The organism is Burkholderia sp. IT-111MI5 (assembly GCF_949752865.1).
In the GTDB taxonomy this organism is placed as follows: domain Bacteria; phylum Pseudomonadota; class Gammaproteobacteria; order Burkholderiales; family Burkholderiaceae; genus Burkholderia; species Burkholderia pyrrocinia_C.
The window spans coordinates 324,990-340,932 of sequence record NZ_CATKIF010000011.1 but is presented as its reverse complement, the minus strand read 5'-3'; the positions used below and the strand labels follow the sequence as shown (position 1 = coordinate 340,932).

The following is a 15,943-nucleotide window of genomic DNA, read 5'->3' as shown; positions in this document are numbered from 1 at the left end:
GCTGCGTACAGCGTCTATTTTGAAGATGAAATTGTGCGCGTTTTACACGTTTTATGTAATAGGGTCAGCTGAAAATGCGGCAAACGGCGTGGAGCAGCGGGCGCGCCGGCCGCGCTTGACGCGCGTCAACGAGCGCGTCGGCACGTGGGGCAGACTGTTCGGCAGGCAAGCCGGCACCGGGTTGGCTTGCGGTAACGGGCCGTCGTCGTACAACGCGCGACGCGTGCCCGGTCGGAGGGACGGACCATGTACAAGCGGATTTTCGTCGGGCTCGACGGCGGCCCGAGCGCGCGTCTCGCGCTGAGCGAGGCGATCAGGATCGCGGCGGCGTCCGGCGGCGAGGTCACCTGCGCGTATGTCGTCGAGCATCGGCCGCAGCTCGTCGACGTCGACGCGGGCTTCGCAGCCGAGCGCGACGGCGATGCGGCGGCCACCGCTGCCGCGACGCCGGTGCTCGACGCTGCGAAAGCGGAACTCGCTCAGCAGCACGTGCCGGGCACCGTGCGCGCGCTCGACGCGTACGGCGAGGATGTCGCCACGGTGCTGATGCGCACGGCGGCCGAAACCGACGCCGACCTGATCGTGATGGGCACGAGCGGGCGGCACGGGCTGCGCCGGCTGCTGCTCGGCAGCGTCGCGGAATCGCTGCTGCGCACGGCCGACCGGCCCGTGCTGCTGGTACGGCACAGCGAGCCGGGCACGCGGGGCGCGCCGGCGACCGCGTGACATGCGGTGCGTTGCTGACGCATGAGCGGTTGCGGGCAGGAGACTGCCGCGCGCCTTTGCCGGATGTCGGTTTGATGGAACGCGCGACGCGCAGATCGGCGCAGCGCGCGTGAGTGCGCCTGTCACGTTCGGCTCATGCGTCGTCCGGACGAGGGTGCCCCGGATGTGCGCGCATGGCCGCCGTTCCATGCCCGCGGGTTGCATCCCGACCCGCAGTTCTGGCAGCATCGACCACGTCCGTTTCCTCGCCGCGCGCATGGCTGCGGCGATCGACGCAGCGGTATCCGGCGGCACCCGGTCGCATCCGCGACGAACCGGGCCCTAGCCGGATGCCGGGTTCTCACGTTACCGACGTCATCCGCCATGCCGATTTCCGCCACCGACCTGATCCGCCAGTTCGACCTGCAGCCGCACCCCGAGGGCGGCTATTTCCGCGAAACCTACCGCGCGGCCGATTCGGTCGTGCGTCCGGCCGACGGCGCGCCGCGCGCCGCATCGACCGCGATCTACTACCTGCTGTGCGACGGCGCTTATTCGTCGTGGCACCGGATCCGCTCCGACGAGGTCTGGCATTTCTACGCAGGCGATCCGCTCGAAGTGTGGGTGCTCGACGAGCGCGACGGGCTGACGATCCACCGGCTCGGCAACCCGCTCACGCATCCGGGCACCGTGTTCCAGACGGTTGTGCCGGCCGGGCGCTGGTTCGGCGCGCGCTGCGCGTCGCCGGAGCACGTCGCGCTGGTCGGCTGCACGGTTGCGCCGGGGTTCGAGTTCGCGGAATTCGAGCTGGCCGACGCAGCCGCGCTGGCTGCCGCGTTTCCCGACTACGCGGAGCACGTCGCAAGGCTCGCGCAGCGCCCGGACGCGTGATTGTCAGAGCGGTGCAACCATCGGCCCGAAGCCCGCGCCGATGGCGTGTGTTCCGCGCGATCCCGGCCAAACCCGTTTAGAATGCCCGTGATGCACAAGGTCTGCTGCGGACGTGCCGCGGCGGCCGTTGCGCAGCCGGTCCGACGGCCCCCGTCGCGCGGCCCGCATGTCTTCCAGGAGCGCCGCCGTGTGGCACTTTCCCATTGCAATTCCATCGTCGCTCGGCCCGTGGGCCGTGTTCGCGAGCGTGTTGATCACGCAGCTCGGCGTGCCGGTGCCGGCCGTGCCGATGCTGATTCTCGGCGGCACGATGGCGGCGATGGGGCAGGCGTCCTGGGCCAGCATGTTCGCGGCGGCGATCGGCGCGACGATGCTCGCCGATTCGCTGTGGTTCTTCATGGGCCGCACGCGCGGCCGGCGCCTGCTGAACGGCCTCGTGCGCTTCTCGCTGTCGCTCGACACGACGCTGCGCTTCGCGCGTAACGTATTCGAACGATACGGCGCGCCGCTGCTCGTGCTGTCCAAGTTCCTGCCGGGCCTCGGCCTCGTGTCGGCGCCGCTGCTCGGCACGACCGCGATCGGCGTCGGCGTGTTCCTGTTCTGGGATCTGGCCGGCGCGTCGTTGTGGGCCGCGTTCTGGCTGGTCGGCGGCGCGGCCATTCATGACCAGATCGTCCAGTTCGTGCTGTGGGTGCGCGCGAGCGGCGGCACGATCCTCGACGCGTTCCTCGCGATCTTCATCACGTTCCTGTTGTACCGCTGGGTGCGCCGCGTGCAGTTCCGCCGCTATCTCGCGCAGGTGCGCATCTCGCCGCCGCAGCTCGTCGAGATGATGACGTCGGACGAGCCGCCGCTGATCTTCGACGCGCGGCCGAAAGCGATTCGCGAACGCGAGCCGTACCGGATCGCCGGCGCGGTGCCGGTCGATCTCGATTCGCCGGACCTGCTCGATCCGGAAATGCTGAAACGGCCGATCGTCGTTTATTGCGTGTGCCCGAACGAGGCGACCGCGAAGCGCCTGATCGCGAAGATGCAGCGCAAGAAGATGATCCACAACATCCGGGCGCTGAAGGGCGGCCTCGATGCGTGGGAGAAGCACGGCTATCCGGTCGAGCCACTGCCGGCCGATCTCGATTCGTCGCGCTATTTCGTGCGTCCCGAACACGGCGCGCTCGAAGGCGAATATACGGTGCGCGCGACGTTGTCCAAATAAGTCGCGGCATCGGTGCCGACGAAGTCGCAAGCGGCACGGGCATGGCCTGCGCGATCGTTGATCGCGATCATGCGCGCGTGGGCCGGACGGCCTATGCTGAACGCATTGCTTGTCCGCGCTTCGCGCGGTCACCCGGCGATCCCCGCGACCGCGCCAGCCGTTCGGCCGCCCCGGCCGCTGCACGCCGCTTCCACGCGAAGCTCCCGTCGTCGTTCCGCGACGACGCACACGCACGGAGGCCTTCGCCATGCAGCCTGCTCAGCCTATCCCGACGCTCGCGCGAATCGCGCTGGCCGTCGATCCGACGCCCGAATCGCTGGCCGCCGCGCGCTACGCGCGCACGCTGCTGCGCCCCGGCATGCGACTGCGCATCGTCTGCACGATCGACAACCCGCGCCTCGTATTGCCCGACATCCCGCGCATCGACGCGCTGCTGACGTCGGCGCGCGAGGACATGATCCGCGAGGCGCAAGCCACCAACGCGCGGATCGCGGCGCTGTTCGACGACAGCGGCATCGAGGTCGAGCAGGTCGTCGTCGATACGTCGGTCACGGGCGGCACGGTCGCCGATGCGCTGGTGAACGACACGCTGGCGTGGCGCGCTGACGTGCTCGTGGTCGGCGCGAATCCGCATCACGGGCTGCTGCGGCTCGTCGAAGGCGCGATGTCGGACACGCTGACGACACGCGCGCGCTGCGCGCTGCTGATCGTGCCGGCCGGCTATGCACGTCCGTCGGACGGCACGCTGCAGCGGCTGATGTTCGCGGTCGACGGCAGCGAGCCGTCGCTGCACGCGGTGCGTGTCGGGCTCGGCTTCGCGGCGCCGACGACGTTGCTGTATGCGGCGTACGTGATCGATCGCGCGGTTCGTCTGACGGATTTCGTGCCGGTGCGCGCGCTCGAGGATGCGTACCGTGCGGAGGGCGAGGATGCACTCGCGAAGGTCGGTCCGCTGTTCCATGCGACCGGTAACCCGACCAAGCGCGGTATCGTCGAAACGCGTCCGACCAGCGACGATGTGGCCCATGCGCTGATGCGCGACGCCGTGCACTGGCGCGCGGAACTGCTGGTGGTCGGCTCGCACGGCCGGCGCGGCATCGCCGCCTGGCTGATCGGCAGCGTCGCGCGCCGCGTTGCGCACCTCGCGCAAGTGCCTGTCTTGCTCGTGCGTGGCGCGGAGTGACTGGCGCGGTGTCGCGCACGAAGCGGGTTTCGGTTGATCTGCGTCAGAAACGTCGTGCGCATCGCGTGAGATATTTATGGAGTATCCGCCGACGCAGCAGGTCTGTCGTGCAAATGTAATGACCGTCGCGCATGAACGCGGGCATCGATCGACGGCACGTTGGTCGCCGACCCATCCTTTTCAGGAGCCGCGCCTCGCATTGCATGGCGCATCGTCCGACCAGGGACTCTCTGGCACGAGGGTAGGCAGCCGACCGCTGCCTTGGAGGACGGGCGGGGTGCGAGTCACCCCGTCCGCTTTCCGCATTGCTGGCCCCGTCAGATTTCTTTTCCCCGCAGGAATTGTCGTGAATGCCGCCGTGTGGAACGGCACGCCATCGCACCTAATGGCGCGCAGTCGATGCGGTCCGGCGGACGCTCGCGGCATGCATGGCATCGCCTTACATGGGCGGCATGCCGCAGGCCTCGTAGAAGTTTCTGTCGCGCCAGGCCATCGCACGGCCCCGTGCCGTGCCTGCTGCATGCGCGCTCAGAGGGTGCGAAGCGTCGACCGCAGAGTGTGCCGGCGGCCGGCGCTGCGGCGTACATGCGGGCGTCGGCGCACGGCATGCAGCGGTGCGCACACGCCGCATGTGCGATTGCGCAGCCGGTTCGCATGCGGCCAGCCGGGGCGAGCCTTGCGGCGCGACTCCGAAACGGCCGGCGCGTCGTCCGCGGCCCGCGCGCAGAGTGCCGCGGCGAACCGTTGCAGCGCGAGTACCGACCCCGCGACGCTCTGGTACTTTTCGCGGCCGATCTGCCCGTCGAGCGTGACGAGCAGCCCGGCTTCGCGTGCGAGCGCGAGCAAGGTGTCGAGATCGTCGGACGGACGGATGCCGGCCGACCCGGCCCGGGCGGGCAGGGCGCGCGCATTGCCCGACGCGTGCCGCTGGCCGTCCCGGCCTGCAAAGTTGCGATGTGTCATGGTTGGTCTCCTGCGCCGGACCCCGCATGCCGGCTCGATGGCCGGCTGGGCGATGACCCGGTATGAACGCTTTGTTCATGCCATCAGTATCGGGCGGCGGCAACGCGCTGCCAAGCAGCGGGCGCTGAAGTCGCTGTCAGGCATTGCGCGGTGCGTATCGGAATCCGCTGACACGCGTGGCGGCCGATCGGCGGGTGCGGTGCTATCTGCCGTGATCCGGCGCGTTCGTTCCGACGAATGAGCGGGGGGCCGCAGACGCCGCTTGACGCATGATTTCGGCCGGTCTAAGTTCCCCAACTGCATCGGTATCGCGCGGCGTTCCATCGTCAGCCCGTCGACCGGTGCCGCGCCCCGGGGTGGCGTGGCAGGGCTTCCAGTTTCGTTCGCGGGCGGTTTGCGCCGCGAACCAGGCGCAGCCGGTCCGGAGACGGATCGGCACGGCGGCACGCAACGTGCCGTTGATCGCGCGCAAATATGCTCCGGCGCACCGCACGCCGCGCAGCCGTCCAGTCTCTAAACTTCCAGTACCGTCTTCTTTTCGTTCCTCGACCGTCAGGAGTTCGTCGATGTCCAAGGACAATTTGCTCGATTCACTCAAGGAAGCCGCCCAACAGCGTGCGATCGGCGCAGACCAGTTGCGCGCGATGCTCGACGACGAAGTGCGCGTGCTGTCGTCCGGCGCGCGTGTGCACGACTACATCCACGTGTTTGCGATCCGGCACCTGCGCGAACGGATGCGCCAGCAGGACGATCTCGACCGCGACACGCGGGCCGATACGCCGCCCACTGAATCCGATCCGCGCCCGAGCCATCGGCTATGACGGGCGCTCGCCGCGGCTGACGCCGCGGGCGTGACCCGATCCGTCGCCGGGCCGCGGCCCAATCCCGCTCGACCTTTACGCATGCGGTCGACGGCGAGCCGGCCAACCCGAAACGCCCGGTGATTTCCGCGCACGAGGCCGTCGGCACCGTCGCCGCGTCCGGCGACCTGCGCGCGGGCACCGGTCAGGCACGGCAGTCTCCTGACGATCCGCCGACAGCCGGCGGCGTCTTTCGTCGTACATTTCCCTGAATCGTCACAACGGCCTCAAGTAAGCGGCGCGTTTGCCGTTTACACGGTGAACTGGTCCACCGCGCGTTCGCGCTCCCTTACCGAGTCGTTGCCATGTTCTCGTCCATCCGCGCCCGCATCCTTGCCGCGTGCGTCGCCATCGTCGTATTCGCGCTCGTCGCCACCACGCTGATCAACTACTTCATCGCACGCTCGTACAACGACGACGCGATCGACCGCAACCTGACCTCCGTCGCGAGCGGCCACGTGGTCGGGATCGCCGACTGGGTCGCCACCCGCAGCCGGATGATCGCGTCGCTGCAGGATGCCGCGCTGGCACCCGATCCGCTGCCTGTGTTCAAGCAGATGGCCGCGGCCGGCGGCTTCACGAACGTCTACGCGGGTTATGCCGACAAGACGTTCCGCTTCTCCGATCCGACCGGCATCCCGCCCGACTACGACCCGACCGGCCGCCCGTGGTACAAGCAGGCCGCGCAGGCCGGCAAGCCGGTCGTCACGCCGCCTTACGTCGACGCCGGCACCGGCAACCTGGTCGTCACGTTCGCGGTGCCGATCCTGCGCGACGGTGCGCTGAAGGGCGTGGTCGCCGCGGACGTCGCAATGGACAGCGTGATCGCGAACGTGAAGTCGATCCACCCGACGCCCGCGAGCTTCGGGATGTTGATCGACAGCAGCGGCCACGTCGTCGCGCACCCGAACCCGAAGCTCACGCTGAAGCCGGTCGCCGACGTGTCGCCCGAGCTCGGCGCGACGAGCGCCGCGTCGATCGCGGCCGCGACCGCGCCCGTCGAGGTCGGTGTCGGCGGCGATGCGAAGCTGGTGCGCGCGCGGCCCGTGCCGGGCACCGACTGGTACGCGCTGGTGCTGCTCGACAAGACCGAGGCGACGGCCGGGATGCGCTCGCTGCTGACCGCGTCGCTGATCACGCTGATCGTGATCGTCGGCGTCGCATCGCTGATCATCGGCGCGATCACCGCGACCGCGTTCCGCCGCCTGTCGCTGGTGCGTCAGGCGATGGCCGCGATCGGCTCGGGCGCGGGCGACCTGACGCAGCGCCTGCCGGCCGACGGCCGCGACGAAGTCGCCGACATCGCGCGCTCGTTCAACAGCTTCATCGACAAGCTGAACGACGTGATGCGCCAGATCCGCGACGCGAGCGAATCGGTGCGCACGGCTGCGAACGAAATCGCGGCGGGCAACCAGGACCTGTCGTCGCGCACCGAATCGGCGGCGGCGAGCCTCGAGGAAACGGCCGCTTCGATGGAAGAAATCACGGCCACCGTCGGCCAGTCGGCGGCAGCCGCCGGCCAGGCCGACGAACGCGCGGCAGCCGCGTCGCGGATCGCGTCGCACGGCGGCGTGGTCGTGTCGGACGTCGTCGCGACGATGGGGAAGATCGAGGAAGCGTCGGGCCGGATCGGCGACATCATCGGCGTGATCGACGGGATCGCATTCCAGACCAACATCCTCGCGCTGAACGCGGCCGTCGAAGCGGCGCGCGCGGGCGAGCAGGGCCGCGGCTTCGCGGTCGTCGCGCAGGAAGTGCGCAGCCTCGCGCAACGCAGCGCACAGGCCGCGCGCGAAGTGAAGGTGCTGGTCGAATCGACGGTCGCGAGCGTGTCGGCCGGGTCCGGGCAGGTGCGTCAGGCCGGCGACACGATGCGCGAGATCGTGTCCAACGTGTCGAACGTGACGACGATCATTTCCGAGATCACGCATGCGGCGAACGAGCAGACGCGCGGCATCCAGGAAGTGAATCGCGCGGTCACGCAGCTCGACGAAATGGTGCAGCAGAACGCGGCGCTCGTCGAACAGTCGACGGCGGCTGCAACCGCGCTGCAGTCGCAGGCGAACGCGCTGGCGACGACGGTCGGGCAGTTCAAGGTCGCATGACGCGGCACGCCGGATGCGCGGCCGTGCCGCTCAGGAGCGGCCACGGTCGCGCATCAGCGCGAGCCGGTTGTAGAGCGTCTTCAGGCTGATCCCGAGCGCTTTCGCCGCGCGCGGCTTGTTGCCGTCGAAATGACGCAGTGTCGCCGCGATGAAGCGCTGCTGCGCGTGGTGCAGCGTCGCGCCGAGCGGCAGCGCCATTGCGCTCTCCGACGTGCGGTCGGGCGGCATCGCCTGCTTCGGCAGTGCGACGTCGATGCCGTCGTCCGCCAGGATGTATGCGCGCTCGAGCGTGTTGTGCAGCTCGCGCACGTTGCCGGGCCACGAATACGCGCGCAGCGCCGCGATCGCCGCGTCGGTCAGCCGCTTGTGCGAGCGGTGCCGCGCGTTCAGCGTATCGACGAATTCCAGCGCGATCGTCTCGATGTCGCCGTCGCGCTGGCGCAGCGGCGGCACGTATAACGCGAACGCGGCGAGGCGATAGAACAGGTCCTCGCGCAGCCGGCCGTCGCGCACGGCGTCGGCCGGATTGTGGCGGGTGGCCGACACGATCCGCACGTCGAGCGGAATCGGCTCGGTGCCGCCCACCCGCACGATCGCGTTCGACTCGATTGCCCGCAGCAGCTTCACCTGCAGCGCCGCGGGCATTTCCGCGATCTCGTCGAGCAGCAGCGTGCCGCCGCGTGCGGCTTCGAAAAACCCTTCCCGCTGCGCGATCGCGCCGGTAAAGCTGCCTTTCTCGTGCCCGAACAGTTGCGACTCGGCAATATCGGGCGGAATCGCGCCGCAGTTCACGGGCACGAACGGCCCATCCCGCTGCGCGCTGAGATCGTGCAGCCGGCGCGCGACGATATCCTTGCCGACCCCGCTTTCGCCGGCAATCATCACGCTGGCGCGCGTCGGCGCGATTTTCTCGATGCGGCCGAGCAGCGTGCGCATCGCGGAGGACCGGCCCGACAGCCGGCGGCCGTCTGCGCGCTGCTTCGACCGGTTTGCGGTTTCGACCATCGGCGTTAGCGGGCCGTTTTGAAAATCGGCATCACGTGTTCCGTTCATTGCAATATTTATCATCGACAGCGAAACGGCCGCGAAGGTGCCGCTGAATAGAAATTTCCAATGTGCGCGGCGTGGGCGGAAGGAATCGCCCATCGGTCTTTCCGCGAACCCGTGGAACGATCCACCGGCGCCTTTTTACAGAAACCCGATGAAAAAGCCGGTTGCGATTGCATTCCTCCCGGGCGGACCGCGACTTCGACCGGTGCCGGACCGGCTGCGGCCGAACAGACGGCCGGCATGACGCCGGTCCGACCATCCTCGGTCCGGACACCGCCCCAGGCCCGCATCGGGCATGTTGCTTGCTGATACCACCATGCTCGCTCGGCACGCTCGACGACAATGCCGGATGGCCGACAAGCGGCACGATGCCGCGCGACGGGGGCCGGCGCGATGCAAGGATGCAATGAGGACCCTGAACCGTGAGCTGTTACGGCAGGGTGCATGGATCGTGCTGGCCGTCGGGCTGGCGTCCGCGCTGCAGGCGTGGGCGATTCGCGTCGTCGGCGAGCACGCGCCATTTGCGCCGCTGCCTTTCTATGCGGCCGTTGCGGCTGCCGCGTGGCTGACGTCATTCGGCGGCGGCCTGGCCGCGACCATGACGAGCGTGGCCGTGATCGGCACGCTGTGGTGGCGCGATATGCCGCTGGCCACGTTGCTCGCGCAGGCGGGCACGTTCGTCGCGATCGGCTTCGTCGAGTGCGTGCTCGTGATGGCCGTGAAGCCATTGCTCGCGAACGATCGTCTGCGCGAAATCGATGACGACGGCAGCGGCGACGGCGACGTGCGTTCGCCGCGCCGCGAGCCGGCACCCGCCGCGCGCGCGCCTGACGACAGCCAACTGCGCCATGTGGTCGACGCGTCGCCCGATGCGATCGTCGGGGTCGATGCCGCGCGGCGGATCACGAGCTGGAATCCGGCCGCGTGGCGAATCTTCGGGATCGACGCGGCGCAGGCGAGCGGGCGCGACATCGCTTCGATGATCGCGCCGCGCTGGTTGCAGCGGCATCCGTTGCCCGCATCGTTCGCGAACCTGCATGCGCCTGTCGGGCCGCTCGACGTGCTGTGCGTGCGCCGCGACGGCGGCCGCTTTCGTGCGACCTTTGCCGCGTCGCCGATCGTCGATGCGCAGGGCAACTGCACGGGCCTGTCGATGACGCTGCGCGAAGCGCGCGAACGCCGCCGCGACGAGCGGCGCGACCTGCGTTCGCTGCGCGGCGCGCGCGACGCGCGTGCGCAGGCCGACTCGGCGAACCGGCTGAAGGACGAACTGCTGGCTACGGTGTCGCACGAGCTGCGCACGCCGGTGAACGTGATCTACGGCTGGGTCGAGGTGCTGCGCAGCGTCGACGGGCAGGGCTTCGCGCAACAGGCGATCGACGCGATCGATCGCAGCGCGCGATCGCTGTCGCACATGGTCGGCGATCTGCTCGACGCATCGTCGCTCGCGACGGGCCGGCTGCGCCTCGAACACGTGCCGGTCGATCTCGTGCGGGTCGTGCGCGACGCCACGCGCGAACTGGACGCGACGGCACGGGCGAACGGGCTCGTGCTGTCGACCGAGTACACGATGCCGACCTGCGTGATTCAGGCGGACGGCGAGCGCGTGCGCCAGATCCTGTCGAACCTGCTGTCGAACGCGATCAAGTTCACGCCGCCGGGCGGCCACATCACCGTATCGCTGACGCGAGCGGGCGAGTTCGTGCGGCTGTCGGTCGCCGATACCGGGCAAGGCATTGCGGCGGAATACCTGCCGCACCTGTTCGAGACGTTCAACCGGCCAGAAGGCGTGTCCGCTTCGCCGAAACGCGGCCTCGGGCTCGGCCTGTCGATCGTGCGCGACATCGCGCAACTGCACGGCGGCGGCGTCGTCGCAACGAGTGCGGGCACCGGACAAGGGACGACCGTGACGGTCACGCTGCCGGCCGGCTGGGACGCAGACGATCCGGTCGCACAACCGGTGCGCACGACGGGCCAGCCGGCCGCGGCCGCGCTCGGCGGCCGGCGCGTGCTCGTCGTCGACGACGACGCGACGTCGCGCGCCAGCCTCGCCGCGGCACTCGAAACGATGGGCGCGCAGGTATCGACCGCGCAGTCGGGGCACGATGCGCTCGACGCGGTGGAACGGCATCCGCCGAGCGTCGTGTTGTCGGATCTCGCGATGCCCGACGGCGACGGCTTCTGGCTGCTCGATCACATCCGGCATTTGCCGGGCGGCGGCGGACACTTGCCGGTCGTCGCGGTCACCGCGCACGCCGGCAACGCCGACCGCCACCGCGTGCTGGCCGCCGGCTTCGACGCGTATCTGTGCAAACCGGTCGACATGTCGACGCTGGCGGGCGTGATCGTCGACGTCGCGCCGGACGATTCGCACGACGGGAAAGTGCGCGACCGGTAGCAGCGGACACAGCGGGCGCGTGGAGTGGAGCAACGGCGCATGGACCGGTTTCCTTATGTCGGCCGAGCGTCCCGTGTGACGGAAAACCGCGCGGCCGGCCCGCTCCGTCTCGCATACGGAGGTCCCCGGATGAAAACGAATCGGATGAACCGGGACGAACGCCGGACGGCGGTAGGCGCACTGGCCGCCGCCGGCGCACTGGCGTTCGCGCTCTCGCACGCGCAGGCGCCGCCTGCTTCGTCGGTGCAGGTCGCGCCGGGTGTCGTCAGCCCCGGCCCGACCGCCGACGAGGCCGCCATGACGCAGCGGCCGACCGGCATCGATGCCGAATTCGTCGACAAGGCCGCGATGCTCTGCAAGGTCGAACGACAGGCCAGCCAGCTCGCGCTCGACCGCTCGTCGAACCCGGACGTGAAGGCATTCGCGCGCCGGATGCTCGACGATCTCACGCGCATCGCCGGCGAATTGCGGCAGCTTGGCGCGCAAAAGGGCGTACCGGTCCAGACGCGGATGCTTGTCGATCCGGCGGTGACGGCATTGCGAACCAAGGATGGCCACGCGTTCGACACGGCCTATGTCGCGCTGGCGGGCCCGCGCACGCACGAGGCGGCGATCCGGCTCTACGAAGCCGAGGCGCGCAACGGCCGCGACCCGCAGCTTCGCGCATTCGCGGCCCGTGCGCTGCCGACGCTGAACGCGCATCTGGCCGCCGCGCGGAAGCTCGCGCAGACGGTGGCGGCCGCACACTGAATCGCGTGGCAGCCGGCCGATTTCAACGCTTGCGCCGGCCCTCGTCTTCGGGGCCGCCCGGCGACGCCTCGTACGGCGGCGAGTCGAGCGCCGTTTCGCCTTCCTCGATCAGCCAGTACGGCGCACTGCCGTAGTACGCGTGCAGCGCCTCGGCCCAGGCCGGATCGGCCATGGCCGGCCAGCGGTTCCTGTCGAAGCCGGGTGCTTCGCGCACCTGTTCGGCAGCAACCGGCAGCACGAAGCATTTGCGCTCGACGTCGAGTATCAGCGCGTTCCACGGCACCGCGAGCAGCTTGTCGCCGCTTCCGCTCCCGCCGCGCGACGCGACGACGGCATATGCGATCCGGCCGGAACGCACGTCGAGCATGATGTCGGTGATCTTGCCGATGTCGTCGCCGTCCACCGTCAGCACGCGATCGCCTTCGAGCGTGCGGGCAGCCATCACGTCGGGCCCCGGCCCGCCCGCGTGCGTGCGGCGGCCGGCGCCGACAATGCGCGCGGCGTCGCGCGACGGTTTGTCCGTTGTCATCGAAAACCTCCTGGTCGAAACGGCAACGCGGCGCACGCGCGAAACGCGTGCGTGTGCGTGCGTGTGCGCGTCGCACCCGGGCAGCGGGCCGTCGTGCGGAACGAGGGAGCGTGTGTGTCAGCGCCGACGCGGCAGCGACACGTCCTCGAGCGTATTGGCGAGCTCGTCGCGCTCAGGGCCGCCCGCGCGCGTCGCGATGTCGCCGAGCGACACGATGCCGACGAGCCGCAGGCTGCGGTCGAGCACCGGCAGCCGATGCAACTGCACGTCGGCCATCCGCTGCTGGACGTCGCCGACGCCGTCGTCCTCGACGCACCACTGCACGGGTGCGGATGCGACCGCCAGCACGGGCGTATCGGACGAATGGCCGTGCGACAGCGCCCGCACCGCGAGGTCGCGGTCGGTCACGATCGCGACGAGTTCGGTGCCGTCGCAAACGGGCAGTACGCCGATATCGAAGCGCTGCATCAGTTCGGCCGCATGGCGAATCGTATCGGTCGGCGCGACGCATACCACGTCGCGCGACATGATCTCGTTGACGCGATACATGAAGCCTCCTTCGTGAGCGAATCGATTCGGGAGCAGATACCGTGCCGCGCGCGTTCCGCGCCCGCCGGCCCTGGTCGGCCGGACGACGGAGAAATTTGCCAGCCCGCTTGTACATCTTCCACGGCGGCAGTCGCGAACGGGCGGCAAGCGATGTCAGTGGCCGATGCCGGTCATCGCGACGATCGCGAGCACCACGGCGCTTTCGATCGCCGCCAGCGTCGCGACGCCGGCGGCGCCGCTGATTTCATGCCATCGGCGTTCAAGGATCTTCATCAGATCGCTCCGGATTTCGCCGGCCCGCCGATGCGCCGCAGCGCATCGCGAGCCGGGTGCCGCCGTCAGCCGTGATCGCGGGGCGGGGAAGGGACGTGCGGCGCACGACGTTCGTGCTTGCCGGACGGCTTGGCGGGGTCGATACGCGTCGCACCGCCGACGGCGGGCGGATCGCTGGCCGGGAACGTCTCCTCGAGCCCTTCGTCGATGCGCTCCTCCGTCTTCTTGTCTTCCGACGGCGGGCGGGACGTGGCGAGCCTGAGCAGGCCGGCAGCCGGTGACACGGCGTCGCGGCGGCCGGGGGCGTGAACGTTCATGGTCGAACCTCCTTGTTCGTTGATGCAGGCGCAAGCGCCGTGCCCGCGCGGCATCGGCGGCACGACGCTTGCACGCCGGCGGAAGCCGGCCGTGCGACGGGCATGACCCGCGCGCCGTCGGCGTGGACGAGAGGACATCGTGATGAATGCAACCAAGGAAAGGATACGTTACGACGCGAACGTATGCGGCGGCGATTTCCGCCACGTACGCGAGCGGTTCGCCGCGTGGAAGCGCGAATCGCTGGTCTATCGGCCCGAACGGCGCATGTTCGACGGCAAGGACGAGGTGCGCGAGCTGAACGACATCGTCTACGACGGTCCCGAACGCGCGCAGCGGGCGCTCGTCGCGCAATGCTCGCCGTCCGATCCGTTCGCGCTCGCGGCGCGGCTGATCGCGGAAGGGCGCACGATGTGGCTGGTGATGGCGGCCTACGACGACTGACCGCACGGCAGCGTCCGTCCGGATCGGGCAACGGGCACGCCGCTTGCGCACGGCCGCAGCGCCATCGAGATGCGCGCCGTCGCGCAGGAGTGACATGAAGACGCCATTCACGCTGCATCGCCCCGAACCGACACCCGACGTCGACCCCGATCCGACGCAGCCCGGGCGCGACGATCCCGTCGATCCGCCCGTGCCCGACGGGCTGCCGCACGGCGATCCGCCGTCGCACCCGCCGCCGATGCGGATGCCGGGCGGGCACGGTGCGCCGCAACCGGCCGCACGACCACTGAAAGGAGGACCATCATGGACATTCACGTGCAATCGCCAGACAAGCGCGCGATCGCTCAGGTGCTGGGCCGCTATTTCGAATCGCGCTCGTTGCGTTATCACATCGAGGAGTTGCCCGGCGGCGTGCTGCATATCGGCTTTCGCGCCAGCGGCCGCCCGGTCGCCGTCACCGTATCGTTCGACGATGCTGCATACGATACCTATACGCACTGGGATGCCAGCCAGAAACAGCTCGCGCTCGGGCGGCTCGCGGACGGCTTCTCGAGGATGATGTCGACGCGCAGCCCGGCCGCGCTGGCCGGCGACTATCACGTCGAGCGTTTCTGATCCGGCAACGCTTCCCCCATCCATTCCGGAAGGCAAAGTGCCCGCGTGCAGCGGGCGCTTTGCGTCTGCGCGCGCGTCGCGTAGGATGTCCGTTAATTCAGCGCACGCTACGTTCGCGCCGCCGGCTGCCCTGCCAGCCGCTGCAGCCGAAGAGGCTGCGATGCGCTTTCCCCAAGGTTCGTTTCGCGCAACCGACGGAGACCGCCTTGATGACTGTTGCCCGCCCGTTACTGTCACCCGGCGCACGCCGGTTCGTATCCGGCTTGTCGGCATGCGCGGCGCTCGCCGCGGCCGGCGCCCGCGACGCGTCGGCCCAGACACCTTCGCCGCTCGGCGAGTGGCAATACTCGGCAGGCGTGCCGCTCGAGAAACTGTTCGATCCGACCGTCTCCACCTGGCAGGTCAGCGTCGGCGCCGCGATGACGCTGCAGCCGCGCTATGCGGGCTCCGACCGCTACCGCGTGATGGGTGGCCCGAATCTCGACATCCGCTATCGCGACCTGTTCTTCCTGTCGACGGGCGAGGGCCTGGGCGCGAACGTGCTGCGCGGGCCGAACTGGCGCGTGAGCCTGTCGGTCGGTTATGACCTCGGGCGCCGCTCGGCCGACGATCTCGGCCACCTGAACGGCCTCGACAACATCAACGCGGCGCCGGTGATGAAGCTGTCGGCCGATTACGTGATCTCGAAGGAATTCCCGCTCGTGCTGCGCGCGGATGTCCGCCGCAGCATCGGCGGCTCGAACGGCTGGACCGGCGATTTCTCCGCGTACATGCCGATGCCGGGCAGCAACGAAAACTTCTTCTGGTTCGCGGGGCCGACCGTCTCGTTCGCCGACTCGCGCTACATGAACAGCTGGTTCGGCGTGAGCCAGGGCGCCGCCGCGCGCTCGGGGCTGCCGGCTTATTCGTCGGGCGCGGGGATCAAGTCGGCTGGCCTGGGCGTGACGATGGTCTGGTTCGTGAACAAGCACTGGTTCGTGACGATGGACGGCGCGATCGAGCAGCTCGTCGGCCGCGCGGCGCGCAGCCCGATCACGCAGCAGTCGACCAACGGCGTGTTCGACATGTCGGTGAATTACCAGTTCTGATCCCTGCGTCCT

General features: G+C 69.3%; 16 protein-coding genes. 11 read left to right on the top strand and 5 right to left on the bottom strand.

All coding sequences use genetic code 11. The annotated features are described in order from the left end of the window. The first annotated feature begins 246 nt into the window (after positions 1-246). From ACM6JT_RS09755 to ACM6JT_RS09740, 4 genes are all read left to right on the top strand, one after another. Entirely contained in the window at positions 247-726 is a 480-nt protein-coding gene (locus tag ACM6JT_RS09755) for a universal stress protein (protein ID WP_034179557.1), read from the top strand. A gap of 363 nt (positions 727-1,089) precedes the next feature. Next, the gene (locus ACM6JT_RS09750; protein ID WP_072436775.1) at positions 1,090-1,596 is read left to right on the top strand and encodes a cupin domain-containing protein; all 507 of its coding nucleotides are present in this window, start codon (positions 1,090-1,092) and stop codon (positions 1,594-1,596) included. Between the two features lie 187 nt (positions 1,597-1,783). Beyond that, positions 1,784-2,809: a DedA family protein/thiosulfate sulfurtransferase GlpE gene (locus ACM6JT_RS09745; RefSeq protein ID WP_034179555.1), complete on the top strand. Its 1,026-nt coding sequence runs from the start codon at positions 1,784-1,786 to the stop codon at positions 2,807-2,809. Between the two features lie 247 nt (positions 2,810-3,056). Beyond that, a complete protein-coding gene (locus tag ACM6JT_RS09740; protein ID WP_034179554.1) occupies positions 3,057-3,992 on the top strand; it encodes a universal stress protein in 936 nt (311 codons plus the stop codon). A gap of 528 nt (positions 3,993-4,520) precedes the next feature. Here ACM6JT_RS09740 and ACM6JT_RS09735 read toward each other — a convergent pair. Beyond that, positions 4,521-4,955 carry a hypothetical protein gene (locus tag ACM6JT_RS09735; RefSeq protein ID WP_105389990.1) on the bottom strand — a complete coding sequence of 145 codons (435 nt, stop codon included), beginning with the start codon at positions 4,953-4,955 and terminating at the stop codon, positions 4,521-4,523. Positions 4,956-5,521: 566 nt separating this feature from the next. Between ACM6JT_RS09735 and ACM6JT_RS09730 the strand changes: the two genes are divergently transcribed. Continuing rightward, a complete protein-coding gene (locus ACM6JT_RS09730) occupies positions 5,522-5,776 on the top strand; it encodes a DUF3562 domain-containing protein (RefSeq protein ID WP_034179552.1) in 255 nt (84 codons plus the stop codon). Positions 5,777-6,120: 344 nt separating this feature from the next. Further along, complete coding sequence (locus ACM6JT_RS09725; RefSeq protein ID WP_131948395.1) at positions 6,121-7,920, top strand: methyl-accepting chemotaxis protein; 1,800 nt, start codon at positions 6,121-6,123, stop codon at positions 7,918-7,920. Positions 7,921-7,950: 30 nt separating this feature from the next. Here the strand turns inward: ACM6JT_RS09725 and ACM6JT_RS09720 are convergent, their stop codons facing one another. Next, positions 7,951-8,988, bottom strand: coding sequence for a sigma-54 interaction domain-containing protein (locus ACM6JT_RS09720; protein WP_105390016.1), 1,038 nt, complete (start codon positions 8,986-8,988; stop codon positions 7,951-7,953). Between the two features lie 388 nt (positions 8,989-9,376). Here ACM6JT_RS09720 and ACM6JT_RS09715 point away from each other — a divergent pair, with 388 nt between their 5' ends. Beyond that, a complete protein-coding gene (locus tag ACM6JT_RS09715; RefSeq protein ID WP_414856367.1) occupies positions 9,377-11,368 on the top strand; it encodes an ATP-binding protein in 1,992 nt (663 codons plus the stop codon). 129 nt (positions 11,369-11,497) lie between these two features. Further along, positions 11,498-12,118 (top strand): DUF4142 domain-containing protein, encoded by a 621-nt coding sequence (locus ACM6JT_RS09710; RefSeq protein WP_414856366.1) that lies wholly within the window; start codon positions 11,498-11,500, stop codon positions 12,116-12,118. A 22-nt stretch (positions 12,119-12,140) separates the two neighbouring features. On the opposite strand, the gene ACM6JT_RS09705 is transcribed toward ACM6JT_RS09710, so the two are convergent. From ACM6JT_RS09705 to ACM6JT_RS09695, 3 genes are all read right to left on the bottom strand, one after another. Continuing rightward, entirely contained in the window at positions 12,141-12,647 is a 507-nt protein-coding gene (locus ACM6JT_RS09705; RefSeq protein WP_034179548.1) for a PRC-barrel domain-containing protein, read from the bottom strand. A 117-nt stretch (positions 12,648-12,764) separates the two neighbouring features. Next, a complete protein-coding gene (locus tag ACM6JT_RS09700; protein WP_034179547.1) occupies positions 12,765-13,196 on the bottom strand; it encodes a CBS domain-containing protein in 432 nt (143 codons plus the stop codon). 338 nt (positions 13,197-13,534) lie between these two features. Beyond that, on the bottom strand, positions 13,535-13,786 hold the full coding sequence (locus ACM6JT_RS09695) for a hypothetical protein (RefSeq protein WP_034179546.1): 252 nt from the start codon (positions 13,784-13,786) through the stop codon (positions 13,535-13,537). A 142-nt stretch (positions 13,787-13,928) separates the two neighbouring features. Here ACM6JT_RS09695 and ACM6JT_RS09690 point away from each other — a divergent pair, with 142 nt between their 5' ends. The 3 genes from ACM6JT_RS09690 (at position 13,929) to ACM6JT_RS09680 (ending at position 15,931) form a co-directional block, all read left to right on the top strand. Next, complete coding sequence (locus ACM6JT_RS09690) at positions 13,929-14,228, top strand: hypothetical protein (RefSeq protein ID WP_414856365.1); 300 nt, start codon at positions 13,929-13,931, stop codon at positions 14,226-14,228. Positions 14,229-14,531: 303 nt separating this feature from the next. Continuing rightward, positions 14,532-14,843, top strand: coding sequence for a hypothetical protein (locus ACM6JT_RS09685; protein ID WP_034179544.1), 312 nt, complete (start codon positions 14,532-14,534; stop codon positions 14,841-14,843). A gap of 209 nt (positions 14,844-15,052) precedes the next feature. Further along, on the top strand, positions 15,053-15,931 hold the full coding sequence (locus ACM6JT_RS09680) for a MipA/OmpV family protein (RefSeq protein ID WP_034179543.1): 879 nt from the start codon (positions 15,053-15,055) through the stop codon (positions 15,929-15,931). The last annotated feature ends 12 nt before the right edge of the window (positions 15,932-15,943 follow it).